Origin of the sequence: Lactococcus cremoris subsp. cremoris NBRC 100676, from assembly GCF_001591705.1 — a bacterium.
Lineage (GTDB): Bacteria > Bacillota > Bacilli > Lactobacillales > Streptococcaceae > Lactococcus > Lactococcus cremoris.
Genome location: NZ_BCVK01000044.1, coordinates 1 through 23,578, shown reverse-complemented (window position 1 = coordinate 23,578; position 23,578 = coordinate 1). Strand labels below are relative to the sequence as shown.

25 protein-coding genes are annotated in these 23,578 nt (G+C 36.1%); 5 read left to right on the top strand and 20 right to left on the bottom strand.

Translation table 11 applies throughout. The annotated features are described in order from the left end of the window. The 14 genes from LLA01S_RS08560 to LLA01S_RS08495 form a co-directional block, all read right to left on the bottom strand. Positions 1-513: Rgg/GadR/MutR family transcriptional regulator (locus LLA01S_RS08560; protein ID WP_041167531.1), on the bottom strand; the 513-nt coding region annotated here is incomplete at its 3' end. 105 nt (positions 514-618) lie between these two features. Beyond that, on the bottom strand, positions 619-1,929 hold the full coding sequence (der, locus tag LLA01S_RS08555; RefSeq protein ID WP_011675724.1) for a ribosome biogenesis GTPase Der: 1,311 nt from the start codon (positions 1,927-1,929) through the stop codon (positions 619-621). A 111-nt stretch (positions 1,930-2,040) separates the two neighbouring features. Continuing rightward, positions 2,041-2,556 (bottom strand): pentapeptide repeat-containing protein, encoded by a 516-nt coding sequence (locus tag LLA01S_RS08550; protein ID WP_011675723.1) that lies wholly within the window; start codon positions 2,554-2,556, stop codon positions 2,041-2,043. A gap of 106 nt (positions 2,557-2,662) precedes the next feature. Continuing rightward, entirely contained in the window at positions 2,663-3,385 is a 723-nt protein-coding gene (locus tag LLA01S_RS08545) for an NADPH-dependent oxidoreductase (protein WP_061778160.1), read from the bottom strand. Then, the gene (gene dnaI, locus LLA01S_RS08540; protein ID WP_021213479.1) at positions 3,378-4,259 is read right to left on the bottom strand and encodes a primosomal protein DnaI; all 882 of its coding nucleotides are present in this window, start codon (positions 4,257-4,259) and stop codon (positions 3,378-3,380) included. Before dnaI ends, LLA01S_RS08545 begins: the two co-directional genes overlap by 8 nt. After that, entirely contained in the window at positions 4,259-5,434 is a 1,176-nt protein-coding gene (locus LLA01S_RS08535) for a DnaD domain protein (protein ID WP_021166137.1), read from the bottom strand. The genes dnaI and LLA01S_RS08535 overlap by 1 nt, the downstream gene beginning before the upstream one ends. A gap of 82 nt (positions 5,435-5,516) precedes the next feature. Next, on the bottom strand, positions 5,517-5,963 hold the full coding sequence (nrdR, locus tag LLA01S_RS08530; protein ID WP_003132469.1) for a transcriptional regulator NrdR: 447 nt from the start codon (positions 5,961-5,963) through the stop codon (positions 5,517-5,519). Between the two features lie 188 nt (positions 5,964-6,151). Continuing rightward, entirely contained in the window at positions 6,152-6,805 is a 654-nt protein-coding gene (trmB, locus tag LLA01S_RS08525; protein WP_061778159.1) for a tRNA (guanosine(46)-N7)-methyltransferase TrmB, read from the bottom strand. A gap of 125 nt (positions 6,806-6,930) precedes the next feature. After that, positions 6,931-7,704 carry a phosphotransferase family protein gene (locus LLA01S_RS08520; RefSeq protein WP_011675718.1) on the bottom strand — a complete coding sequence of 258 codons (774 nt, stop codon included), beginning with the start codon at positions 7,702-7,704 and terminating at the stop codon, positions 6,931-6,933. Between the two features lie 68 nt (positions 7,705-7,772). Then, positions 7,773-8,030 carry a Veg family protein gene (locus LLA01S_RS08515; protein WP_010905542.1) on the bottom strand — a complete coding sequence of 86 codons (258 nt, stop codon included), beginning with the start codon at positions 8,028-8,030 and terminating at the stop codon, positions 7,773-7,775. 223 nt (positions 8,031-8,253) lie between these two features. Next, positions 8,254-9,621, bottom strand: coding sequence for a replicative DNA helicase (dnaB, locus tag LLA01S_RS08510; RefSeq protein ID WP_021166138.1), 1,368 nt, complete (start codon positions 9,619-9,621; stop codon positions 8,254-8,256). A gap of 5 nt (positions 9,622-9,626) precedes the next feature. Beyond that, on the bottom strand, positions 9,627-10,079 hold the full coding sequence (gene rplI, locus LLA01S_RS08505; protein ID WP_011675716.1) for a 50S ribosomal protein L9: 453 nt from the start codon (positions 10,077-10,079) through the stop codon (positions 9,627-9,629). After that, a complete protein-coding gene (locus LLA01S_RS08500) occupies positions 10,076-12,040 on the bottom strand; it encodes a DHH family phosphoesterase (RefSeq protein WP_061778158.1) in 1,965 nt (654 codons plus the stop codon). The genes rplI and LLA01S_RS08500 overlap by 4 nt, the downstream gene beginning before the upstream one ends. 92 nt (positions 12,041-12,132) lie before the next feature. Next, complete coding sequence (locus LLA01S_RS08495; RefSeq protein WP_014572936.1) at positions 12,133-12,801, bottom strand: HAD family hydrolase; 669 nt, start codon at positions 12,799-12,801, stop codon at positions 12,133-12,135. A 128-nt stretch (positions 12,802-12,929) separates the two neighbouring features. Here LLA01S_RS08495 and LLA01S_RS08490 point away from each other — a divergent pair, with 128 nt between their 5' ends. The 3 genes from LLA01S_RS08490 to LLA01S_RS08480 all read left to right on the top strand — a co-directional run bounded on the left by LLA01S_RS08490 (position 12,930) and on the right by LLA01S_RS08480 (position 15,833). After that, complete coding sequence (locus LLA01S_RS08490; protein ID WP_014572937.1) at positions 12,930-13,412, top strand: MarR family winged helix-turn-helix transcriptional regulator; 483 nt, start codon at positions 12,930-12,932, stop codon at positions 13,410-13,412. Continuing rightward, positions 13,396-14,259 (top strand): patatin-like phospholipase family protein, encoded by an 864-nt coding sequence (locus LLA01S_RS08485; RefSeq protein ID WP_032949755.1) that lies wholly within the window; start codon positions 13,396-13,398, stop codon positions 14,257-14,259. The genes LLA01S_RS08490 and LLA01S_RS08485 overlap by 17 nt, the downstream gene beginning before the upstream one ends. Before the next feature lie 221 nt (positions 14,260-14,480). Beyond that, positions 14,481-15,833 (top strand): aspartate kinase, encoded by a 1,353-nt coding sequence (locus LLA01S_RS08480; RefSeq protein WP_061778157.1) that lies wholly within the window; start codon positions 14,481-14,483, stop codon positions 15,831-15,833. 36 nt (positions 15,834-15,869) lie between these two features. Here the strand turns inward: LLA01S_RS08480 and LLA01S_RS08475 are convergent, their stop codons facing one another. The 3 genes from LLA01S_RS08475 to LLA01S_RS08465 all read right to left on the bottom strand — a co-directional run bounded on the left by LLA01S_RS08475 (position 15,870) and on the right by LLA01S_RS08465 (position 19,261). Then, positions 15,870-17,381 (bottom strand): flotillin family protein, encoded by a 1,512-nt coding sequence (locus tag LLA01S_RS08475; protein WP_011675710.1) that lies wholly within the window; start codon positions 17,379-17,381, stop codon positions 15,870-15,872. 60 nt (positions 17,382-17,441) lie between these two features. Next, complete coding sequence (locus LLA01S_RS08470) at positions 17,442-17,786, bottom strand: hypothetical protein (RefSeq protein WP_011675709.1); 345 nt, start codon at positions 17,784-17,786, stop codon at positions 17,442-17,444. 86 nt (positions 17,787-17,872) lie between these two features. Next, on the bottom strand, positions 17,873-19,261 hold the full coding sequence (locus tag LLA01S_RS08465; protein ID WP_011675708.1) for a Cof-type HAD-IIB family hydrolase: 1,389 nt from the start codon (positions 19,259-19,261) through the stop codon (positions 17,873-17,875). Between the two features lie 191 nt (positions 19,262-19,452). Here LLA01S_RS08465 and LLA01S_RS08460 point away from each other — a divergent pair, with 191 nt between their 5' ends. Next, the gene (locus tag LLA01S_RS08460; RefSeq protein WP_021166144.1) at positions 19,453-20,424 is read left to right on the top strand and encodes an asparaginase; all 972 of its coding nucleotides are present in this window, start codon (positions 19,453-19,455) and stop codon (positions 20,422-20,424) included. A 40-nt stretch (positions 20,425-20,464) separates the two neighbouring features. Beyond that, positions 20,465-20,857, top strand: a complete 393-nt coding sequence (locus LLA01S_RS08455) for a hypothetical protein (protein WP_061778156.1) — start codon at positions 20,465-20,467, stop codon at positions 20,855-20,857. Between the two features lie 13 nt (positions 20,858-20,870). Here the strand turns inward: LLA01S_RS08455 and LLA01S_RS08450 are convergent, their stop codons facing one another. The 3 genes from LLA01S_RS08450 to LLA01S_RS08440 all read right to left on the bottom strand — a co-directional run. Continuing rightward, positions 20,871-21,794 (bottom strand): DHH family phosphoesterase, encoded by a 924-nt coding sequence (locus tag LLA01S_RS08450; protein ID WP_011675705.1) that lies wholly within the window; start codon positions 21,792-21,794, stop codon positions 20,871-20,873. A gap of 94 nt (positions 21,795-21,888) precedes the next feature. Beyond that, on the bottom strand, positions 21,889-23,169 hold the full coding sequence (locus tag LLA01S_RS08445) for a DRTGG domain-containing protein (RefSeq protein WP_061778155.1): 1,281 nt from the start codon (positions 23,167-23,169) through the stop codon (positions 21,889-21,891). A gap of 6 nt (positions 23,170-23,175) precedes the next feature. After that, positions 23,176-23,578: GNAT family N-acetyltransferase (locus LLA01S_RS08440; RefSeq protein ID WP_061778154.1), on the bottom strand; the 403-nt coding region annotated here is incomplete at its 5' end.

Genomic DNA, 23,578 nt, shown 5'->3' with positions numbered 1-23,578 from the left:
TTTATTATAGAAAAAATCTTCTAAAATATTATCAATTAAATTTTCATTGAGCTTATCTCCAATATTAGCAAGGATTGAAAGTTCAAATAAGCCCCAAAATTGGATTCCTTTGAGATAATCTTCTATTTCATCAATTTCTTCAGGAAGTAAGTGTTGATAAAGTCCTTTAGCTGAATAAGCTACTAATTTTTGTTCATTAGTCCCCATTTGATTTTCTTGATAAATTTCTTTAAGACGTTTAATTTCTCTTTGGTAATAGGCGTGTTCAATCTCATCGAAAATAGAGATATAACTTTCTTGTTCACCATTATTTATCATGATACTGTAGTCAAGAGGGGAAACATTCATTTTTTGAAGGGCAGAGTCTAGTCGGTCAAAAGAAAGCATACTTTTACCATTCTCAAAATTAGAAAGGGTGGATTTCGCAATCCCTAATTCTTCAAAGGCAGATAGTGAAAATCCGTGTTGAATTCTAAGGTCATGGAAGGCTTTCCCATATTTAAAATATACCATTTGTTCTTCTTTCGCTTAAACTAATTTTTTAATAGTATATTTCAAATTCAGGATTTTTGCAATTCTTTTGCATAAAAAAAAGCACTGAATAATCAGTGCTTTTAACTATTTACGTTTACGAGCAATCAAATGAATCGGAGTTCCTTCAAAAACAAAGGCTTTACGAATTTGATTTTCCAAGAAACGAAGATATGAGAAGTGCATCAGTTCTTCTTCGTTGACAAAAACAACAAAAGTTGGTGGTTTAATGGCAACTTGTGTTGCATAGAAAATCTTCAAACGTTTTCCTTTATCTGTCGGAGTTGGATTAATCGCTACGGCATCCATAATCACATCATTCAAAACAGAACTTGAAATACGTAAGTTTTGAGCATGGTGAATTTCTTTAATCATGTCTGGAAGTTTATTCAATCGTTGGCCAGTTTTAGCAGACACGTAAACGATTGGTGCATAATCAAGGAATTTGAACTTTGTACGAATTTCTAATTCAAACTTTTTCATTGTATCATTGTCTTTTTCAAGGGTATCCCATTTATTGACAACAATCAGAATCCCTTTACCTGCTTCATGAGCAAATCCAGCGATACGCATATCATATTCGCGAATTCCTTCTTCAGCATTAATGACCATCAAAACGATATCTGAACGGTCAATGGCACGCATGGCACGCATGACTGAATATTTTTCAGTGTTTTCGTAAATTTTTCCTGATTTACGCATTCCAGCGGTATCAATCATAACAAATTCTTGATCTTCAGAATCAACGAAGTGTGTATCAATGGCATCACGAGTTGTTCCCGCGATTGGGCTTGCAATCACTCGGTCTTCACCAAGAATGGCATTGATAAGAGATGATTTACCAACGTTTGGACGACCAATCAAGCTAAACTTGATGACATCTTCATTTTCTTCTTCGATTTCATTAGGAAGATTTTGAACAATAGCATCAAGTACATCCCCTGTCCCAATCCCGTGAACAGCTGATACAGGATATGGATCGCCGAGTCCAAGTGAATAGAAGTCAAAAATTTCCATTCGACGTTCTGGGTTGTCGACTTTATTGACGATAAGAATGACAGGTTTATCTGTACGATAAAGAATATTAGCAACTGCTTCATCGGCATCAGTAATTCCTGTTTCTCCATCAACGACAGCGATAATAACATCTGCTTCGGTCATGGCAATTTCGGCCTGTGCACGAATTTCAGTCATGAAAGGTTCATCTGAAAGTTCAATCCCACCGGTGTCGATGATGTTGAATTTACGGGTTAACCATTCTCCTGTGGCATAGATACGGTCACGAGTCACACCTGGAATGTCTTCGACAATTGAGATGCGTTCTCCTGCAATACGGTTGAATATCGTTGATTTTCCAACATTTGGACGCCCAACGATGGCGACTGTAGGTAAGCTCATATTTTTATTTCTTTCTTTGTTTACTTATTGTTTGAAAAATTATGATAGTTAAGCTAAAGATGTTGTAATCTAAAGGCTATATAATTTTATAGTTCAGTTCCGTGATTAATTTTAGATAATTTCAATCCCAAATAGGCTTGTAAAAAATGGCGCTTGACTAAGACTTATCTTCATGTTTTTAGCCAGTTGAGGCGTAACTTCCATGCGTTCAAATTGATTCGTAGAAAAATCAATCCCTGCAAGTGCTGTTTTCCAAAAATTAGCCGCTTCTAGTTGATTTTTTAGCAGTTCAACATTTTTAAAATTACAGGCAGTGAAGAAAGTTTCCTTAGCTTCATTTTCTAAAAAGCGAACAGCTTTTAATGTACTTCCTGAAAAATTGGCATAAGTCAATAAATTCTCTGTAAATTGAACATCTTGCAAATGACCTTCCGTAAAATCAGTGCCTAATAATTTACAGGATTTAAATACTGAACGATAAATGCCAATTTTATTGAAGTTCAGATTGGATAAATCACATTTCTCGAAAACGCAATCTGTAAATTCACTGATCGTGTTGTCAGTAAATTCAAAGGTTGTGTTTTTGAAAGAACAACCAGAAAAAATGGTCCGTTGGCTAATCGTCAAAGTCTGATCAGTAAATTCTGCTTGATAGACTTCTCCATCAGTAAAATCTTGGCTGCTCGCTGCTTGAAAAATTGTAGGAAGTTTTGGTTCTAAGATTTTTTTAATTTCACAGTAATTTTTTCGCCTTTAAATTTTCTGTTGAGGCTGAAATTTCTGGTTGTCCCCATTGGTCAACAATCCGTTCAGACCATTTATTTAAGCGTCTATTTCCAGCATAGCCTTCTTGAACCTGATCATATTTTTCAATGGTTTCACTCGTTTGCTCAACATACTTTTCTTTAAAAACGGTCGCTTCCAAGGGAAGACGCGGTTTTACTTTGTTCAAACGTGCGGCTTTTCCAAGAGCAATCCCAAAAATAGGATAAGTATAATCAGGCAAGCCTAAAACTTTAGAAATTTCTGAGGATTGGTCCCGAATTAAACCAACCATGACCCCGTTGTATCCTAAAGACTCCGCAGCCAACAGTGCATTTTGCCCAGCAGTTGCCGCATCAACTGAAGTAATCAATAAACTTTCAATTCCTTGAGGTTGAAAATTCCCCTGATGTAATTCGACTGCTTTTTGGGCACGATTTAAATCTCCAACGAAAACTAAATAAGCCGCACAATTTTTAATTGATTTTTGTGGTTGAAATTCATAAATCGCATCTTTTTGATCTTGTGACTCTACAACAATCACAGAATATGATTGAAAATTTTTCCATGTTGAAGCCATTTGAGCCGCTTTTAATATTTTTTCTAAATCTTTAGGCTCAATTGCTTCTTCTGTAAAATTTCTGACCGAAGTGTGATTCATCATTAAATCAATCGTTTCATTTATCTCAGTCATGTCGTCTGTTTGTTCCCTCCAGTCGCATTTCTTCTGCTAAATACTTGACGCGTTCCATGACACGTTTAGCTGGCCAAATCTCATCAGCTCTTTTAGTTTCAGCCAAATGTTGTTCAAGTTCTTCCATTTTTAAATTTGAAGTGAAGAAAGTTGGAAGATTTTCTTGCATTCGGTGTTGTAAGATGACTTGTAAAATACTATCACGCACCCAAGCATTATTTTGTTCTGCTCCAATATCATCTAAAACTAGAACTTGACTAGCTTTTATTTCATTGACCCAGACTTTAGCATTGTCAAAGTCTAAATCCGAAATAAAAGTTGGATAATGAAGTAGAGTCGTCGAAATACCTTTTTTAGCTAATTCATTTGCCATAGCAGCAAGCATGAAGGATTTTCCAACACCGAAATCGCCATAGAGGTAAAGTCCCTTTTTCTTAGGAAAATTGGTAATGAAATCAACTAAAGCTTGATAAGGTTTGATTCTTTGAACATCATCAAGGGCAATATCAGCTAAACTAACTTGCTTTAAATCTTTTGGAAGACCAATAATACTTACACGACGCATCAAGCTCTGAGCAGCTTGTTGTTCAGCTAACTCATTCGTTGCTTGATAAGAAACGTCCGCATAACCATGATTCATAATTAAAACTGGTTCATATCCATCAGCAGCACGTTTTTCCCCTTTTTTAAACTTATCATGTTCACGTACATATTCATAAAATTTCGAGTAAGAGCGTTGGATTTCATCAGAAGTCATTTGATGCTCAGCAATAAAAGCTTGAACATCTGTATTTTTTAGAACTTCTGTGACTAATTTTTCAAAATTTTCTCGAATATCTTGTCGCTTTCCTAAAATATCTCCGATAGATTCCATTAATTTTGCTCCCCTTCCAATTTTTTGAGAGAGTCAAGCCTTATTTTTTCAAGTTTAGCAAGTTCCTCTTGGCTTGTTTTATTTTCATAGTCAGGATTTGACCATTTTGGTGCTTCTTTTTTGATTTTCGTTGAGTGCTTGGTAACTTCAGTCTTAGCCTTAGCAGTTGCTTGTTCTTCTCGCTCCAAAATACGCTTTACAGCCGCCTCCGCTGTGAATACTTTATTTCTCATCCAATCATTCGCCAAAGCATTGACAAAGTTTGGGCTGAGTGAAGCATTTTTTTGTTGAACCAAAACATAATGAATCAAAATATTTTGAACTTCTGCTGGTAATTTTTGGCGAGTCAAATTAGCTAAAATTTTATGCTCATCAGAGCTAACAAAACCTCCAGCTTGGGCTTTTATCTGACGAATAAATTCATCAGGCTCATGGGCTTTACTGACGACAATCAAATCTGCAAAAACTTTTGGAAATTCTGAAAGTGCGGGTTGTGGTTGACTTGTTGCTGAAAGACTACGAATTAAATGATTCATATTCAAACTCTTATCGGCATTAGCTGTGCGTTCAGCCTGTTTGAATAATTCGTACCAATTGAGTTCAAATTTTTCTGCAAGAGAATAAAGTGTTAATGAATCTTGGTTCTCATTTGATAAAATATAACCTTGGCGTTCCATCAGACTTTTAAATGCCCCCATATCAAATTGGTTCTCTTTTAGTGATTGGTTTGGTGTGGCTTCCCTATCAAAATTAACTTTATAAACTTCATGGAACTTCTTAGAAATTTCTTTCCCTTTGGGTTCCATTGTCTTAGCTAAAGCTGTGACACGATTTTCACCAATTCTTGATATTAAAAGTTGTCTATAAAAGTCATCAGCAAGGAAAATTTCAAAATTGAGAGGACTTTTCACTTCAAAATAAAGGCTACTATGGTCATCATAAACTCGAACTAATGATAGAGCTGAAAGTCTGTCAAGTGCCTCAATGAACGGATTAAGTCCGAGATTTAGATACTCCAAAAAATGAGAAATTCGACCCGTTGAGAAACTCAACATCATTTGGTAGAGGGCAAAAGCATCCGTCCCAATAATTGGTAAATAGAGTAGGCGAAAAGTCTCAGCGTCAAAGCTGGTCTTTCCTCGATTAAGCATTGTAAATGAATCTCCTGCTCTCATTTTTCCCTCACTCTAGTTTTACTGACTGTTTTTAATGACAGTTCTTTATCCACCGATTTAATGCTCATTAAGAAATCAGTCTTTATTTTTTAGTAATATTTTTTAGAAGCTCTTCTAATTCACTGACATCTTTAAATGAGCGATAAACACTCGCAAATCGGATATAAGTAATATCATCTAATTCAGCTAATTCTTGCATGACAAATTCGCCAATCACATCTGATTCAACTTCATTACTATCAAGCTGCCGAATTTTTCGTTCAACATTGGCAACTGTTGTTTCAATATCTTCACTTGAAACAGGACGTTTATAGGCTGAACGAACTAAACCACGAACAATTTTTTCACGGTTAAAAGGTTCGCGTTTGTCATCTTTTTTAATGACTAAAAGGGGCATTTCTTCAATACGTTCAAAGGTTGTGAAGCGAAAACCACATGATTCGCAGACCCGGCGGCGACGAATCGCATCTTCGGCTTGTCTTGAATCAACAACTTTTGATTCTTCAGAAGAACACTTTGGACATCTCATATTATTCTCCTTAGTTTAGATAATAAACTGTTATTAGTCTTACTGACAGAAATTTTCTATTTATTAAAAATTCTGTCAGTAACTTTTTTAATTATTGTTAATGATGGAATCGTCAGCTGCGCTGACAATCCCTTTATCTTCCAATAAAACACTCTCTGGTCATGTTTTATTGCCGCAAATATTTTAATTTATTTTTTTGGTAAAAATTTTGCTTCTAGTCGATAAATCACTTGTCCTTTTTGTGAAAACTTTTGTTCATATTCAGTCATCACATTTTGAGGAGCAAATTCTTCATCTTGGTGTAAATCTAACCATACTTTTTTTAGCTCCATGCCATAGCTTGCTAAAGAAACTAATGAGTATTCAAACAAGCCTCGGTTGTCCGTTTTGAAATGTATTTCACCTTCTGGACGTAAAATCTTTTCGTAAGTTGCAAGAAAAGATTTATAAGTCAACCGACGTTTTTCATGTCGTCCTTTTGGCCAAGGGTCAGAAAAGTTCAAATAAACTTGATCAATTTCACCGTCAGCAAAATATTCGCTCAAAGCTGCCCCATCAACGAGCATCATTTGGACGTTTGGTAAATCAGCTTCAATCGCCTTATCTAATGCATAAGATAAAACTGATAACTGCATATCAATTGCAATGTAATTAATTTCAGGATGCAAAGCAGCCATTCCTGTAATAAAAGCACCTTTCCCACAACCAACTTCAATGTGAATTGGATGGTCATTGCCAAAACGTTCTGACCAACTTCCTTTAAAGTCTGCTGGATTTTCAACTACGATATGTGCGTTTTCAGCAAGCATTTCGCCTGCTCCTTTACGATTTCTGACGCGCATTTTTACCTCAATTTGTTTTATTTTTATTGGAAAATCAGTGAATCTGACTTTCCTTTTGTTTGTTGATTTTGATTATTCAATTATAAGCCAAAAAATAGGAAGGTCCAAACCCTAGCCTATTTTTACTAAAATAATTCACAAAATTTACGAAGTCCCAAGATTTCTTGGTTTACTTCTTTCATTTTTCCTCTAGAAAGATATTCAGAAATTTGCCGAAGAAAAGAAAGTTTTCCATACCAAGCCACTTTTTCCATAATGTCAGAACGTGGTCTCACACCAGAAGTCATCAGCCACAAAGACCAGTTAGTTGGTTTGATATAGTGTGATAAAACATGTGCCATATCAACCATGGAATCTGATAAAAAGACCGTATCCCAATCTACGAGATAAATTTTTCCTGAATTATCATCCACTAGCCAGTTTTTGTGATTGACATCTCCATGAACAACCACGACCTCTTCATTTTTGATTTCAGGAATTTCCTTGCGCATTTCTTCAATAATTCCTGAGAGAAAATGGTTTGTTTGTAAGGCTTCAGTATTTCTGACACAATCCTCTAATAATTGTTCAGGCAAAACAATCTGACTTCCCAATTTTTTATAAGATTCAACTAGTTTTTTTGAGTCATGCAAATGTGATAAAATATGATTAATCTGACGGTCTTCCATATCCTCAGGACTTAGCGTATGACCATCAATCCAAGGTTGAGCAGATAAGGTGTCTCCTTCAGCCGTCCGTTTTGTCCATAAGACTTTCGGTGTGATTCCTTCCAGATAAATGCTTGGCAAAAAAGGACTACCATTTTTTTTAATAAAAACGCGTTCTTCATCACTTTTTCCAAAAAATGCATTGCCTGAGCCGCCTTTTACAGGCGTCATATCCCAATCAGCTTTCATCATCCTTATCTCCTCCTTTCCTTTAAAATTCTATTAATCATTTTTTGATACATCTACTTTATATCCAAAAATTAAGCGTTTGGATAGTGAATTAGAATAGTTTGAGTCAAAATATCAGCATATTGATATGACTCTGTTGTTTTAGGACCACGAGCTGGGATATTTTCAATAATGAAATGTGTTGCGTAGGCTTCAATCAAGTTCACTTTATGACGATTTTCACGTTTACGACCAAATTGTGAAGTAATTTCAATCGTTTCACCCAAATGTGCTTGAACTTTTTCACGAATATCAACGATTTTTCCTATTTCTTGATTTTGGTTATCCATTTTTTCCTCCAAATAAGGTAAAAATCGGATTACTCCGAACTTTACCTTATTAATCTAATTTTATCCTTGATTATTTACTTCTTTTTCTAATCTAAGGAACTGTATATCTGCTAAGTTTTCATAATATAAGAGAACATAAAGCTTGTATTTTTTATACTTCGCTTATATTTATAAACAGAATTAGACAATTACTCATATTATAACACGAAACACTAAAAAAAATCTAGTCGCCATATCGGTTATCAATACTTGCAAATTTATTATGCTCTTTAATAAAGAGTAATTCAACTGTTCCACGGCTTCCTGAACGGTTTTTTTCAATAATTACTTCAACTTTATTATCTTCTAAAATTTCTTCACCGTCTTCATCTTCACCATTGCCACGTTCATAATAATCATCGCGATAAAGGAAGGCTACAATATCAGCATCTTGCTCGATTGATCCAGATTCACGGATATCGGACAAAACAGGTCGTTTATCCTGACGTTGCTCAACACCACGTGAGAGCTGTGATAGAGCGATTACGGGGACTTTTAGTTCTTTAGCTAAAATTTTCAACTGACGAGAAATTTCAGAGACTTCTTGTTGCCGATTTTCTCGTCCTGTTCCAGAAATCAATTGTAAGTAGTCAATAACAATCAAACCAAGATTTCCTGTTTCTTGAGCTAATCTTCTCGAACGCGCTCGAATTTCTGAAATCTTTATCCCTGGTGTATCATCAATATAAATACTGGCCCGAGACAATGTTCCGGTTGCCATAAAGTAGTCATTCCACTCTTGATCATTGAGTTGCCCAGTACGTAAGCTATGTGAATCAATTGAACCTTCGGCAGCAATCATCCGACTAACAAGACTTTCTGCACCCATTTCCAGTGAGAAAATAGCAACGGTCCGGTCTTGTTTTGTCCCAATATTTTGCGCAATATTTAAGGCAAAGGCTGTTTTACCAACCGCAGGACGGGCTGCTAGAATGATTAATTCTTCTTCATGGAGCCCCGTAGTCATATTATCTAAAGCAGGATATCCAGTAGCAATCCCTGTAATATTTGATTTCTGCTGGGCTTTTTGCTCAAGGTCATCCATGTGAATGGCTAAGACATCAGATATTTTTTTGAAACCATTTGTATTGCGTCCCTGTTGGACATCAATCAAACTTTTTTCTGCTTGAGCTAAAATATCATCCGCTGGCGAATCTTGCTCATAGGCTTTTTCGACTGATTCGGTCAAACGATTAATTAATTGGCGGAGAAGTGATTTTTCGGCAACAATTTTAGCATAGTAGGCCGCATTTGCTGCTGTCGGTGTCGCCGTTGCTAGTTCAGCAATATAGGCTATTCCACCAATCGCTTCTAATTCTCCCTGATTTTCAAGATGTGAACGAATGGTTAGAACGTCAATTGCTTCACGAGCATCAGACAATTTTTCCATTGTTCGAAAAATAATTTTATGAGCATTCTTATAAAAATCATCCGAACTTAGAAATTCTTTTATTTCGACTAATCGTTCACTATCTAAAAAAACAGCCCCAAGAACGGCCTGCTCAGCATCTAGGTCTTGAGGCGGGGCTTTTATTAAATCAATTTCGGGCATCTATTTTAAGCCTCGCTTATTTTGACTTTAACCATGGCTGTCACATCACGGTGAAGTTTTACTGGTACGTCTTTTGTTCCCAATGCTTGAATTTTGTTAATCAATTGAATTTTGCGTTTGTCCAATTTTAGACCAAATTGACTTTTCAATGCTTTAGCAATATCTGCTTTATCAACCGCACCAAAAGTATGACCGGTTTGTCCAACTTTCATCTTGATTTCAACAACAGTTTCATCTTTTTCAAGCACTTCTTTAAGAGCTTTAGCTTCCGCTAAAAGTTCAGCTTCTTCTTTTTCTTTAGCTTTCGCTTGTCCTTTGACTTCAGAAAGAGCTGCTGCTGTTGCTACTTTTGCCAAATTTTTCTTAATCAAGAAATTTTGAGCATAACCAGTCGGTACTTCTTTGATTTGACCTTTTTTTCCTTGTCCTTTAACGTCTTCTAAGAATACAACTTTCATTTTTCATTTTCTCTTTCTTTTAATATTTCAATTAAATCATCTTGTACTTCTTGGATATTCTTTTCATAAATCTGTGTCGCGGCATTGTTAAAATGTCCACCACCGCCCATTTGTTCCATTATTGTTTGGACATTAAATCCATTACGAGAACGGGCTGAGATTGAGATGTATCCATTTGTATGTTGAGTAATTGTAAATGCTGCGGTGATTCCCGCCATGTCTAGCAAAGTATCAGCGGCTTTAGCTGTTGCTATATTATCATATTTTTCATGTTTAAGTCCAATCCCTAAAGCAATACCAGGTAAAATCATTTGTGAATTAAGCACGATTTCATTTGTCTTTTTGTATTTTTCAAAATCAGTCGCCATAATCATCTTAATCAGATCATTGTCTGAACCTCTTGAACGTAAATAAGCCGCTGCTTCAAAGGTTCTTTCAGTTGTTGCTTTTGTAAAGTTTTTTGTGTCCAGTTCAATCCCAGCAAGAACAATACTTGCTTCAATTGTTGACATTTTTCTTTGATTATTATCATGAAATTGCAGAATTTCAACTGTCAATTCACTGGCAGAACTTGCTGATGATTCAATATATGAAAGTAGGGCATGTTCTGGAAAATCATCATCACGTCTATGGTGGTCAATCACCACTAATTTTTCAAAAGATTTATAAAAATCTAGATTTAAGGTTTGACTGGTTTTAGAGTGGTCAACCATAATAAGTAACGAATCTTTTTTCTTGAGCTTTTGAGCGGTTTCTAATCGAACGATATGTGTAAATCCATCAGAAGATTCATTCATTTTATTAATTGCACGTTCAACATCTGGCAATAATTGCTCAGGGTCATAAACCACAAAGGCTTCTTTCCCTGACATATTAGCAAAAGCTTTCATTGCCACTGCTGCCCCTAAAGCGTCCATATCTGTAAATCGATGACCCACGATAAAAACATCTTCTGACTCAGCAATGATTGTCCGAAGGGCAGTTGAGATAGCCCGTGCTCTTGTTCTACTTTTTTGAGTTCTACTTTCTGAATTTCCCCCAAAATAAACTGGACGAGCTTGCGGTGTATTTTCACGCAAAACAACCTGGTCACCACCGCGTACTTGAGCCAACTCAAGGTTATTAAGGGCAACTTTTCCGATAGTAGGAAAATCATTCCAACCATAAGCCACACCGATAGAGAGTGTCAATGGAATTTCTTTTTGAGCTGAAAGTTCTCTAAATTCTTTGAGAACAGCGAATTTATCATTAATCATTTTTTCAAGAATACGATAATCACAGAAAAAATAATGACGACTGCTGTTTATTCGACGGAGATAAATTCCATACTTGTCAGCAAATTCTTCTAAAAATGACGCGATAAAACTATTAATCGCTGTTCGACCACTATCAGTAATCAAATCAGTTGCATCATCATAATTATCAACTGAAATCGCACCAATAACTGCACGACTGTCATTAAATTCTGATTTAAAAGCAACTTCTTTTGTGGCATCAATTAAATAAATAAGGTTTTTATCAGAATCAAGTTCTGCAACATACTTTTGCTTACCAATAGTGATATATTGGTCATCACTTGCATTTTTTAATATTTTTTTAATATCATCACGATTAATTACTTTGTCATTCCCTTTGAAAATCATATCAATAAAGGGATTAAACCATTCAGGCTCGAAGGTTTCATTATTGAAACGAATGACTCCAATTGGCATATTATCCAAAGTAGCATTGAGTGAATTTTCTGCTTCATCATTGATTTTACGAATAAAATCTTGACAGCGCAACTGATAATTTCGGGTTTGAGATAGTAAGATGATCGTAATCACAATATTCAAAATCAACAAATAAACCAAGATTGAACAACGAGTTGCTGAAGCATGGACAACTATGGTTTCAATGATTTGAACAATAACCATTATGACAATAATAGCAAGCGGTGAAAACCGACGGACAAAATTCATAATATTACTCCTATATTCCTCTATTTTAACATAGGACAGAAAAAACTTAAAGAATCACCGATTGTCAGTGATTTTTCTCTTATAATTTTTTATTAAACATTCATCATTTTTACTGACGAAGCTGTCAGTAATTTTTGAATGGCTGTCAGTGATTCAACTTTCATGTCAGCTTTATCTTGGTTCATTCCAAAACGTTTATCTTCAATGGCCCATACAGTTGCATCAGCTGATTTACCTGCCTGAATTCCTTTTTCAGAATCTTCAATAATCAAGCTTTCTGTTGCTTCTACTCCTAATTCTGACATTGCGGTCAGATAAATTTCTGGATTTGGCTTAGTTTCTTTAAAGTCATTTCCTGAAAGGATGACATCAAAATAAGAACGAAGCTGATGAGTATCCAACATTTGATTAATATCAAGCATTGACGAGCTTGAAGCAAGGGCAATTTTCACTTCTTTTTGACGCAAAAAAGTTAGAATTTCTTGGACATCAGGAAATAAAAGTTCTGCATAGGGCATCGGGTGATTGATTTTAAAATTCTCATAATCGGCTTGTAACTTACTAGCCGCTTGTTCATCAAAGTCGTCACGCAAAATCCGAGGCCAAATATCTTTCATATTTCCCCCAATAAAATCACTCGGGCTTAAATGATTGATTGAAATCCCATGTCCGCCAAAAAATTCTTCTCGGCGTTGTAAATAATAGCGCTCAGTGTCCACAAGAACACCATCCATATCAAAAATCACTGCTTTAAATTTCATAAAACCATTATAACACAGTCCATAAGCATGGTTCAATAGACTCCGTCAAAAGACATTTTTAAGAGTTGAATAAATTAGTTGACAAGACAACTAATTTTAGCTATATTATATTGAGATGGAGGTTATAAATGAAAGATAATCAATATGAATATCACGGAGTACAGTTTATCGGAAAGCTTTCCTCTGAGATTTATCGGAGAGGTTATATTTATTTTACAAAACGTCTTCTCCCTTTTGGAATCAATTACATTCAATTACTTTGTTTGATTTCTTTATATATCAAGGACAATCAAAGTCAAGAACAAATCACTGATGATTTGAGCATTGATAAATCAAGCGTACATCGGGCAATTAGAAGCTTGATTGAAAAAGAATATGTAGTGAGAGTTCGGGACGAACATGATAAACGAGCTTACCGTGTTTCACTGACCAAAAAAGCCAGAGCCATTCAAAGTCAGATTGAAGAAATGACAAAAGAAAGAGAAAACTTACTCTCAGAAGGAATTGATCCTAAAGAGAAAGAAATTGCTTTTAAAGTTTTGAATCAAATGATACAAAAAGCAAATCAAATTTATGAAAAGGAAAAAAGAAAAAATGATGAAAAAAAATAAAAAAGCCGTTGTATTAGGTGGTGGTGGACATTTTGGTATCGCTTGGGAACTAGGTTATTTGAGAGGTTTGGAAGAGGGAGGACTACCAATCAGAGAAGCAGATATTTTTGTTGGGACTTCTGCTGGCTCACAAGCCAGCGTTATCGTTACTTCTGATAAAGATTGGGACTTAAACTGGAAAGAGCAAATTGAAAAAGAGATTGATGAAATCACTCCAATTTCTGATGAAAAAATGGGAGAGCTTTTCAAAACCTTTGAAAATATTGCACAAACTGCTCATTCAGCCGAAGAATGGATCACTGCTGAGGCCGAAATTTCTAAACAAACAAAAGCTTTTATCACTAATCAAGAACGTTTAGACATGCTAAAAGAACGTTATGGTTCAGGTCAAGCTTCTTGGAATAATAAATTGCGAATTGTAGCAACTAGCATTGAAGACATCAATCGAAAAGTTTTTGATGAAACTTCAAATGTGGATATCTATACAGCCTTACAAGCAAGTGCTGCTTTACAAGGTGTCTGGCCTTCAGTCGAAATCAATGGAAAACACTTTTTTGATGGCGGTTCTTTCTCGATGGAAAATCCTGACCTTGTCAACGATGCTGATAAAATGATAGTGTTTTCTACCGGTTTACCTGTGGCGGTTCCTTACAAACTGGATGAGTTACTCACTCAACTGGAAGAAAAAGGAACGCAAACCACTTTAGTTCTCCCATCAGAAAAAGTTATGAATATTTTAAAAGCCTTTCATTATAATACCGTAGAAGCAAAAATGCGTCCTACTGTTGCTGAAGCTGCCCGTGAACAAGGACGTGCTGATGCTCCTTTTATAAAAAAGAATTGGTGATAATTTTTATGAATTCATAGTCAGCATTTTCATGCTATCTTCTAAGGGAAACTTACTTTGGAATTTTTCTAAATGTAAGTTTTTTATTTAATAGTGAAACATCGCTTATTTATTGAATACTCTCCAAAATAAAATGAGTTATTTATTGAAAATTATCTGAAAATTAGCTATAATAAATCAATTTATAATTTAATTTAATCTTGAAGGGAAGGTAATTTTAAGTGAAAGTTGCAAAATTTGGGGGTTCATCACTCGCATCAGCTACTCAGATCAAAAGAGTTTTTGATATTGTCCAAGCGGATAAATTAAGAAAATTTATTGTTGTTTCTGCACCAGGAAAACGTTCGGGGGCTGATACTAAAGTTACCGATGCTTTAATTTCTTATTATAAAGCTTACAAAACAGCCGATGATAAAGGAATTCAATATTATCAAAATTGGATTATTGCAAGATTTCGTGAAATCTATGATGAACTTGAGTTAAAAAGTTCTGTCATTGATGAAATTGCGGACAATATCCACAACTTAGCTCATTTAGATTTGGAGAACGTCTTTACTTATGACACTTTTTTAGCTGCTGGAGAAAATAATAACGCTAAATTAATTGCTGACTTCTTTACACATTCTGGCTTACCAAGTCGATACGTTCATCCATCAGATGCTGGAATCACTGTTTCTTCTGACCCAGGAAATGCTCGCTTACTTGGAGGGGCTTATGAACATATCAAGTATCTTAATGACCTTGAAGAAACCCTAATTATTCCCGGATTTTTTGGGGTTACCAAAGAAGGCGAAGTCTGTACTTTTTCTCGTGGGGGTTCTGACATTACTGGCTCAATTATTGCAGCTGGTGTGAGATCTGAACTTTATGAAAATTTCACAGATGTCAATGGAATTTTTGCCGCACATCCCGGAATCATAAAAAATCCAGCTTATATCGCTGAATTAACTTATCGTGAAATGCGGGAGTTGGCTTATTCTGGTTTTTCTGTCTTGCATGATGAGGCCCTTGTCCCTGCTTATCGTGCCCGTGTCCCTCTGGTTATTAAAAATACGAATAATCCTGAGCATCCAGGTACAAAAATTGTCGTGCAAAGGGAAACAAAAGGTTCTCCCGTAGTCGGAATTGCTTCATCTAGCGCCTTCTCTTCTCTTTATGTCAGTAAATATCTGATGAACCGCGAAGTAGGATTTGGACGAAAGGTGCTTTCCGTTTTGGAAAATTTAGGTGTTCGTTTTGAACATATGCCCACAGGAATTGATGACATGTCTATCATTATTAGAAGTCGTTATTTGACTCAACCTATTTCCAAAGCCTTAATTTCAAATCTCACCGAGTCCCTTCATCCTGATGAAGTTTATATTGACCGTGATTTCTCAATTATTACCATTGTAGGTGAAGACATGAAAGAACATGTCGGTGTCACAGCTAGGGCAGCTGCTGCACTTTCTAAGCAAGGAATCTCTATTGCAATGCTTTCCCAAGGTTCAAGTGAAGTTTCTGTGATGTTTATTGTCAAAGAAAAATATGAGCAAGAGGCATTGAAAGCCATTTATTCAGCCTTTTTTGATTAATTATTTAAATAAAAAATAGCTCTAAGAGCTATTTTTTTATTCGTTTATTTTTTCCACAGTTTCCAATTTCTCACTGGAAGTTACACGATTAGAAAAATTATTTAGTAAATCAGGCACATCAATTCCCATCGTTCCTAAGACATCAAGTCCTTGTTTTAAACTTTCTTGTGACATTCCGAGAATTTTTGAAGAACCTTCTCCACCATAGATATTGATTGAATCAACAGCTTGGAGATTGCTTGAGACGCTAGCAACAACATCTGGGAGGATTTCGAGTGCCATGTTCAATTTGGCTGCATCATTCATTTTTAGCATTGCTTCCGCTTTTTTATCAATCGCTTCCGCTTCGGCAAGCCCTTTAAGACGAATAGCCTCAGCCTCAGCTTTCCCAGTTGCTTCAATGGCTGTGGCTTCAGCTAAAGCAGTCACTTCACGTTGTTTCGCGGTTGCTTTAGCAGTCGCTTCAATGGCTGCCGCTTCGGCTTGAGCTCTGACTTCACGCTCACGAGCGTCAGCTTCAGCTTTAGCAATTTGAGCAGCCTTAGCTGCTTCCGCTGCTTTAACGACATTAGCTTCATTTTCTTGAGCTTTACGGAGTACTTCTTGTGTTTCTAAGTCCGTTTCTCTTTGTTTCTTAATTAATTCAACCTGCATTTCTGCTTCGGTTGTTTCTTTTTTAGAAATCGCTTCTTGAATGGCATAAGCTTGGTCAGCAGAGGCTTGAGCTTGGTCAGCTTGTGCTTTGGCTTCGGCTGCAGCAATCGATTGTTCTTGCTCATAGTGGGCAAGACTGATTGCTTTTTCCTTTTGCGCATTGGCAACTTGTGTAGCAGCAAGAGCTTCGGCTTTTTGAGCATCTTGGTCAGCTGCTGCTTTTTGAATCCGCGTTTCCTTATCCGCATTAGCTACGGCAATCGCTGCTTCTTGTTGAACACGAGCTACTTCTTTAGCACCCAATGCTTTGATGTAGTTTTGGTCATCACGAATGTCATTGATAACGAACGAAACAATTGAAAGTCCCATTTTTGATAAGTCAGTACCAGCTTGGCCCTGAACCTCTCCTGAAAACTTATTACGGTCTTCAATTAATTCAGAAACCGTCATTGTTCCGACAATTGCCCGAAGATGTCCGCGAAGTACTTGGTCGGCCATAGCGTCACGTTGTTCATCTCTTTTACCTAAAAATTGCTCGGCAGCCGTCGCAATATCCTGCAAAGTCGAACCTACTTTAATCATTGCTGTGGCTTCAACCGTTACTGGAATTTTATCTTTTGATAGCACTTTTTCGGTTTTAATGTCAATCGCAGCAGATTGCAGACTGAGGTATCGGGCATTTTGGAAAATGGGTAAAACAAATGTTCCAGAACCCCGAACGACTTTCAAGCGATTGCCTTGTGAGTCTTTATTGACTCCTTTTGAACCTAGGCCAGAACCATAAACGATAAGAGCTGCTTGAGGTCCAGATTTTTTGTAATTGGCAGCGATAATTCCTAACAATATCAGGATAATAACAATCACTGCAATTGCCAAAATGTAAAGTAGTGGCATAATTTCTCCTTTAGATAATAAATTTTTATTTATTCCAGCAATTTTTAAAGTTATTGATTGCTAAAAAATCGTTTGTTTATAAGGAATAACATAAGCAATTCCAGACTTACTTTCAATAATTAGAACTTCTGCACCTTGTTCTATCTGATCAATCTTATCTTTTGACGATAAATAAATTTTTGCTGGCATCGTCTTACGGGATTCATTGACAAAGGTTGTCATGACTTCACCTGTTGCTTCTTTTGAACTGATTGCCGTTGTCAAAATTCCTGTCAGTAAATCTTTTTCATCAGCATTATATTTCTGATCTGATACTTTATTGAAGAAGGCCATTCCTGGAAGTAATAAGACCGTCAATAGGATAATGAGTACAATTATAACCAAAGTAATAATAATAAAAATCATAGTCTTATTCTCCTTGAAAGCGTTTTGTTACACTTTATTAATATTATAACATTTTATAATGCCTATTGTTAGTGTAAATTACCTATTTATTTAGTTTTATGTTTTTTCGCAGCGACTCTTTTTTGCCGTTCAAGCTCTTTTTTTATTTTTCCTTCTGGAGCAAATTTTTCTTCCCAATCTTCCGGCTTCAAGACCTTATGGGTCACTGGGTCAAAATGTGGACGGCCATCTGGGAAAATTTTACCCATATTTGCTTGATGGACAGCATTAAAAATTTCATAAGGGTCAATTCCAGAAAGGACGAGCGAGCCATAAGTGAAATAAAGTAAATCAATCATCGCATCTACTTGCCCAGTTAAGCTGTCTTCTTTGTGTTCTTTCGACTTGACTTTATCTGCCGCTTTGTCCACTGCTTGGTGTAAATTTTCGACTAATTCTGTGAATTTTTCTTGATTTCCATCAGCGGAAGCATAGAGAAACTCAACAATCTCTTCAACTTTAAAATCAGCACGGAATCCTGCTTCTGTTGGCGGAAAAGCTCTTGGAACTTCTTGTGTTTTGCCATCCATTAGACGATGGAAATCTTTAACTTTATTGAAATTTTGATCTTTTGATACAAAATCTTTTTCAACTGAATAATGAATTAAACCATGGTAGGCAAGAGCTTTAGCAATTCCATCTTGGTTATTGGTATCCGTAACATAAGTCGCAACTTTTTTTACCTCGGCTACAGCATTACCCATAGCAATCCCATAACCCACACCAGAAATCATTGTCAAATCATTTTCAGAATCACCAAAACACATCACTTGTTCTAAGTTAAAACCAAAACGTTCGCCTAAGCGCTGAATCCCTGGTAATTTTCCTCCTGATTCCGAAATTAAATCAACAGAATAGGGATTACTTCTGGTAACCAAAAGTTCTGGAAAGGCTTCTTGCAAACGAGCTGTTTCATTTCTTGTAGCTACCATCATAGCCTGATATATAAATTCTTCTTCGTTATCCGCCAGTTTTGAATTTTGTGGTAAAACGCGGCGAATGACATGTTTGAAACTGTTTCTAGCGACTCCGGATGTTCCAGAGGGCAAGACTCCTGATAGAAAGCTTGCTAGCCGCGTTTCTCCAAACTTTAACAAGCCTGAACCGTTTACACCATGTGCTGTCCCTAAAGAGATGTCCGAATGATTTTCTGTCGCATAATCCATTAATTTCTTTAAGGTTTTTTGTTCTAAAGGATTTTGGAAAATAACTTCTTTGGGGGTGAATATATACTGACCATTATAAGTGACTGCAAAGTCTAAGTCTAAATTCTCTAGCAAAGGCATCACAAAAGCAGGCCCACGTCCTGTGGCAATTCCAACAAAAATATCTTTTTGGCGAAGCTCTTGTATGGCTTTGCGGGTACTCGTTGCTACTCCACGGGTTGAAGTAAATAGGGTTCCATCTAAATCAAAAAATACTGCTTTTATATCCATCTCTCAAATCTTTTCTAGCTCTGATACAGCTTTCATTTATTATCTAAATTATACAGTAATTTTAAATCTATTTCATTTATTAGTTATTTTTTTCTGGAGTAAATTTTGATATAATGCTAGTGCTGGCTTTTATATGAAGTCTATAAATTTTTATATTTAAATTTTGTTTATTATAGATAGATAAGGGAATAATGATGAAAAAAATCTTAATTCTCCACACTGGTGGAACAATTTCGATGGCGGAAGATGAAAATGGTCATGTTTCCCCAAATGCAACAAATCCAATGAATGCTGTGAATATGCAATTTGATGAAATCGACTTGGTAACAGAAGATATTTTTAATCTTCCAAGTCCCCATGTTACTTTAACAGATATGTTGGTTTTAAAAAATAGAATTAAAAAGGCATTTATTTCTGAGAATTTTGATGGTGTGGTGATTACTCATGGAACTGACACCCTTGAAGAAACAGCCTTTTTCCTTGATACGACTCTTTCTCGTGGCAAACCGATTGTCCTAACAGGTGCTATGCGCTCAAGTAATGAATTGGGGACTGACGGAATTTATAATTTACTGACAGCAATTCGTGTTGCTGCTGACAGTAATTCAAGTGACCGTGGGGTACTTGTGGTAATGAATGACGAAATTCATTCTGCTCGTTATGTCACTAAAACGCACACGACTAACGTGTCAACTTTCCAAACTCCGACGCATGGTCCTGTCGGTTTACTGACCAAAAATAAAATTATCTATTTCCACAAAGATAGTGAAAATCAACATTTGGATGTGGCAACAGTTCAAGGAAATGTACCGATCGTCAAGGCTTTTGCCGGAATGACTGGTGAAATTTTAGATTTATTAGATTTAGAGAAGTTAGACGGAATTGTCATTGAAGCATTAGGTGCCGGAAATCTCCCACCTATTGCTAGCCAATCACTGCAAAGACTCTTGGATGCTAAGGTTCCTGTTGTTCTTGTTTCTCGTTGTTTCAATGGGATTGCCGAACCAGTCTATTCTTATCAGGGTGGCGGTTCACAACTTTACGAAGCTGGCGTGATGTTTGCTGACGAAGTGAATTCTCAAAAGGCACGAATTAAATTGATTATTGCCTTAAATGCTGGTTTGAAAAATTTATCAGAATTACGTCCTTTTTTGGAAAATTAAATAAAAATTACTGACAAAAGAAAGAATCATCAGCTGACTGATGATTCTTTTATTTGCCGATTTAAAGCTCATTATTCAATCGCTACTGACAGAATCGTCAGCTCTGCTGACAATTCCTTCATTTGCCGATTTAAAGCTCATTATTCAATCGCTACTGACAGAATCATCAGCTCTGCTGACAATTCCTTCATTTGCCGATTTAAAGCTCATTATTCAATCGCTACTGACAGAATCATCAGCTCTGCTGACAATTCCTTCATTTGCCGATTTAAAGCTCATTATTCAATCGCTACTGACAGAATCATCAGCTCTGCTGACAATTCCTTCATTTGCCGATTTAAAGCTCATTATTCAATCGCTACTGACAGAATCATCAGCTCTGCTGACAATTCCTTCATTTGCCGATTTAAAGCTCATTATTCAATCGCTTTAAACTGTCAGTAGATTCATTTCAAGTTATCTTGTAACTCTTGCCAAATTTGTTGGTTTTCTTCTAAAGAATATGAATTTGCACCTGAGGCTAAAGCATGTCCTCCACCGTCATGTCTTTTAGCAATTTCATTAATCGGTGTTACTTTTGAGCGCATTCTCACTCGAAAATGCCCATCAACTTGCTCGACAAAGATTGCCCATGATTCAATTCCTCGAATATTTCCTGGTGTCGAAACAATACTTGAAGTTTCAGCGTCGCGTAAATCAAACTTTTTCAAAATTTCTTGAGTTAATAAAACTCGAGCAGCTCCATTTTCTGAAACTTCCATATTTTCATAAACAAAACCTTGCAAACGGGCAACTTTCATATCAAATGACGACATTTCACGTCCTAAAGCTGGGCGGTCAAAGGGATATTCAGCAAGTTTTGAAGCTACTTTTAAAGTATTGGGCGAAGTTGCTGGATATAAGAAACGTCCAGTATCTCCAATAATTCCGGCATAAAGGAGACGCGCAGCTTCCTTATTCAAATTTAGACCATTTTCAAATGCAAAATCAGCAACAATTTCTGATGCTGAGCTTCGTTCTGGCTCAACTAACAATAAATCGCCATAGGCATCGTCATTCGGATGATGGTCAATTTTAATCAAAAAATCAGCTTTTTGATAGCGTTCATCATCAATTCTTGGTGTGTTTGCTGTGTCACAAACGATAGATAAGTATTTTTCATCTTCACTAAGTTCAATCGTATCCATTTCGGCCAAATAGGTTAAGGTTGGTTCATCATAACCGACCGCATAAATTCTTTTTTCTGGAAAATTTTCTCTTAAAATAGCCCGCAATCCTGCCTGGGAACCAATAGCATCTGGGTCTGGATTTTTATGTCTGTGAATGAGAATTATCTCATAGGCTTTAATTTTTTCTAAAATTTCGTTCATTTTTTCCCCTTTTTTAATCTATCAAATGAAAAATAAGTTTTAAGTCTGTGAATAATAGAATGGACAGTAGAACTGACAATTCTGTCAGTAATTTTTAGGTTAATTGGACATTAACTAAAACTTTGGCAACGATATTATTGACGTGGTAGATTTCACAGTCGACCATTGCTCCAATTCGTGTTTCTCCAATTACCTTAGGATAAATTTCCAAGACATTGTCAATCGCCGCAGCCCCCATCATGTGCATGTTTAAGGATTCAATGATAATATTACGACGGCGTCTTTTGGTAAAGACCCGTTGAACCACTTGGCTGATGAGTTCTGAAAAAACACCATTCGCAATCGTTCCCACACTATTAATCATAAATGGTTCAACAGTCAAAGTATAAGCCGAACCTTTTTCTACCAGACAGTTGGCAATATTATCACTGAAAGCATGGGCCACTTGACTCTCTTCTTGAGCTTTTTGAAGACTTTGCAGAAGGTCTGATTTTGTAATAATCCCCGCATAAGAATAATTTTCATAGACGACAGGCATCATATCATAGCCTTCATATATCATTTTTTGCGAAACACTAGCCACAGTCATGCTTGCTCTAGCAACATTTGCTCGAGTCATTACTTTATTTAAGGGTGTATCATTTTTTTTATTAGTGACATCACGCATGGCAATGACCCCAACTACTACATTATAGGGATTAACCACGGCAAAACGACTATCATTCGTTTTTTTCACTAAATCCAAAAAATCTTTTACGGTATCTTCTTCTCGTAAAGTTGCTCTTTTTTGATGAAACACATCTCCAACGGTAATGACATCTTTTTTGATGAGTTCATTGGCTAAAGCATGACTAATCCGATTGGCCACTGTAAAAGTATCATAAGAAGTTCGTAAAAGGGGTATTCCTAACTGATTAGCATAATCTACAACCTCTTGGTCAACATCAAAGCCCCCTGTCACTAAAACAGCATTTTGTTCTCTTAAAGCCAAATTTTGAATTTCTTTTCGGTCCCCGACAATCACTAAACCATTGGGTGATAGATAGCGTTTAAAGGATTCTCTTTGCATTGCCGAAATGACAAATTTACTGAATTCAACTTCTAAACCGGCAAGTCCTCCCAAAACGTCCGCATTCGCTACTTCTGCCAACTTACCAAAGGTCAAACGATTGGCAACTTTTTGGCCTTTAACTGCTACTCTAACAGTTCCCGAACGGTCATTAACAGCAACTAAGCCAAGTGTTTCTGCCTCTTTTATCGCACGATATGCCGTTCCATCAGCGACTTTCATACGATTGGCAATCCCACGAACACTGACTTGTTTGCCAATTTCTAACCCTTCAATGTAACTTAATATCTCTTCATGCTTTGACATAAAATCTCAAATTTCCCCAATCTCTGATTTTTTTCGATAAATTTCATAGTCATTTTTTCTTTGCTCATACTGTTCAAAATTTCTTATTTTTGCACTATACTGGTTGCTTCCTTTAAATTTTTTGACCATTTGATAGCCTGATTTAAGGGCAACTTTTTTTGAAGCTGGATTTTCTTTATCAATCAATAATTCTAATTTTTTCAGTGCAAATTGTTCAAAAGAAAATTCTGTCAGTACTTTTAAGGCTTCTGTCAGTAATCCTTGATTCCAATAATTTTGATTCAAAACATAACCAATCTCTGCTGACTGATTTTTTTCAGAAATTTTTACAAAATGAATATCACCAATCAGTTTATGTTCTGCTTTCAATTCAATTGCCCATTTTCCTAAGGGATTTTTCATATAATTG

What these genes read in the sequence shown, in the direction of transcription:
- der (WP_011675724.1), bottom strand. Translation starts at nt 1,929, where the DNA reads ATGAGCTTACCTACAGTCGCCATCGTTGGGCGTCCAAATGTTGGAAAA.
- LLA01S_RS08545 (WP_061778160.1), bottom strand. Translation starts at nt 3,385, where the DNA reads ATGACTGAGATAAATGAAACGATTGATTTAATGATGAATCACACTTCG.
- dnaI (WP_021213479.1), bottom strand. Translation starts at nt 4,259, where the DNA reads ATGGAATCTATCGGAGATATTTTAGGAAAGCGACAAGATATTCGAGAA.
- LLA01S_RS08535 (WP_021166137.1), bottom strand. Translation starts at nt 5,434, where the DNA reads ATGAGAGCAGGAGATTCATTTACAATGCTTAATCGAGGAAAGACCAGC.
- nrdR (WP_003132469.1), bottom strand. Translation starts at nt 5,963, where the DNA reads ATGAGATGTCCAAAGTGTTCTTCTGAAGAATCAAAAGTTGTTGATTCA.
- trmB (WP_061778159.1), bottom strand. Translation starts at nt 6,805, where the DNA reads ATGCGCGTCAGAAATCGTAAAGGAGCAGGCGAAATGCTTGCTGAAAAC.
- LLA01S_RS08520 (WP_011675718.1), bottom strand. Translation starts at nt 7,704, where the DNA reads ATGATGAAAGCTGATTGGGATATGACGCCTGTAAAAGGCGGCTCAGGC.
- LLA01S_RS08515 (WP_010905542.1), bottom strand. Translation starts at nt 8,030, where the DNA reads ATGGATAACCAAAATCAAGAAATAGGAAAAATCGTTGATATTCGTGAA.
- dnaB (WP_021166138.1), bottom strand. Translation starts at nt 9,621, where the DNA reads ATGCCCGAAATTGATTTAATAAAAGCCCCGCCTCAAGACCTAGATGCT.
- rplI (WP_011675716.1), bottom strand. Translation starts at nt 10,079, where the DNA reads ATGAAAGTTGTATTCTTAGAAGACGTTAAAGGACAAGGAAAAAAAGGT.
- LLA01S_RS08500 (WP_061778158.1), bottom strand. Translation starts at nt 12,040, where the DNA reads ATGAATTTTGTCCGTCGGTTTTCACCGCTTGCTATTATTGTCATAATG.
- LLA01S_RS08495 (WP_014572936.1), bottom strand. Translation starts at nt 12,801, where the DNA reads ATGAAATTTAAAGCAGTGATTTTTGATATGGATGGTGTTCTTGTGGAC.
- LLA01S_RS08490 (WP_014572937.1), top strand. Translation starts at nt 12,930, where the DNA reads ATGAAAGATAATCAATATGAATATCACGGAGTACAGTTTATCGGAAAG.
- LLA01S_RS08485 (WP_032949755.1), top strand. Translation starts at nt 13,396, where the DNA reads ATGATGAAAAAAAATAAAAAAGCCGTTGTATTAGGTGGTGGTGGACAT.
- LLA01S_RS08475 (WP_011675710.1), bottom strand. Translation starts at nt 17,381, where the DNA reads ATGCCACTACTTTACATTTTGGCAATTGCAGTGATTGTTATTATCCTG.
- LLA01S_RS08470 (WP_011675709.1), bottom strand. Translation starts at nt 17,786, where the DNA reads ATGATTTTTATTATTATTACTTTGGTTATAATTGTACTCATTATCCTA.
- LLA01S_RS08465 (WP_011675708.1), bottom strand. Translation starts at nt 19,261, where the DNA reads ATGGATATAAAAGCAGTATTTTTTGATTTAGATGGAACCCTATTTACT.
- LLA01S_RS08460 (WP_021166144.1), top strand. Translation starts at nt 19,453, where the DNA reads ATGATGAAAAAAATCTTAATTCTCCACACTGGTGGAACAATTTCGATG.
- LLA01S_RS08455 (WP_061778156.1), top strand. Translation starts at nt 20,465, where the DNA reads ATGATTCTTTTATTTGCCGATTTAAAGCTCATTATTCAATCGCTACTG.
- LLA01S_RS08450 (WP_011675705.1), bottom strand. Translation starts at nt 21,794, where the DNA reads ATGAACGAAATTTTAGAAAAAATTAAAGCCTATGAGATAATTCTCATT.
- LLA01S_RS08445 (WP_061778155.1), bottom strand. Translation starts at nt 23,169, where the DNA reads ATGTCAAAGCATGAAGAGATATTAAGTTACATTGAAGGGTTAGAAATT.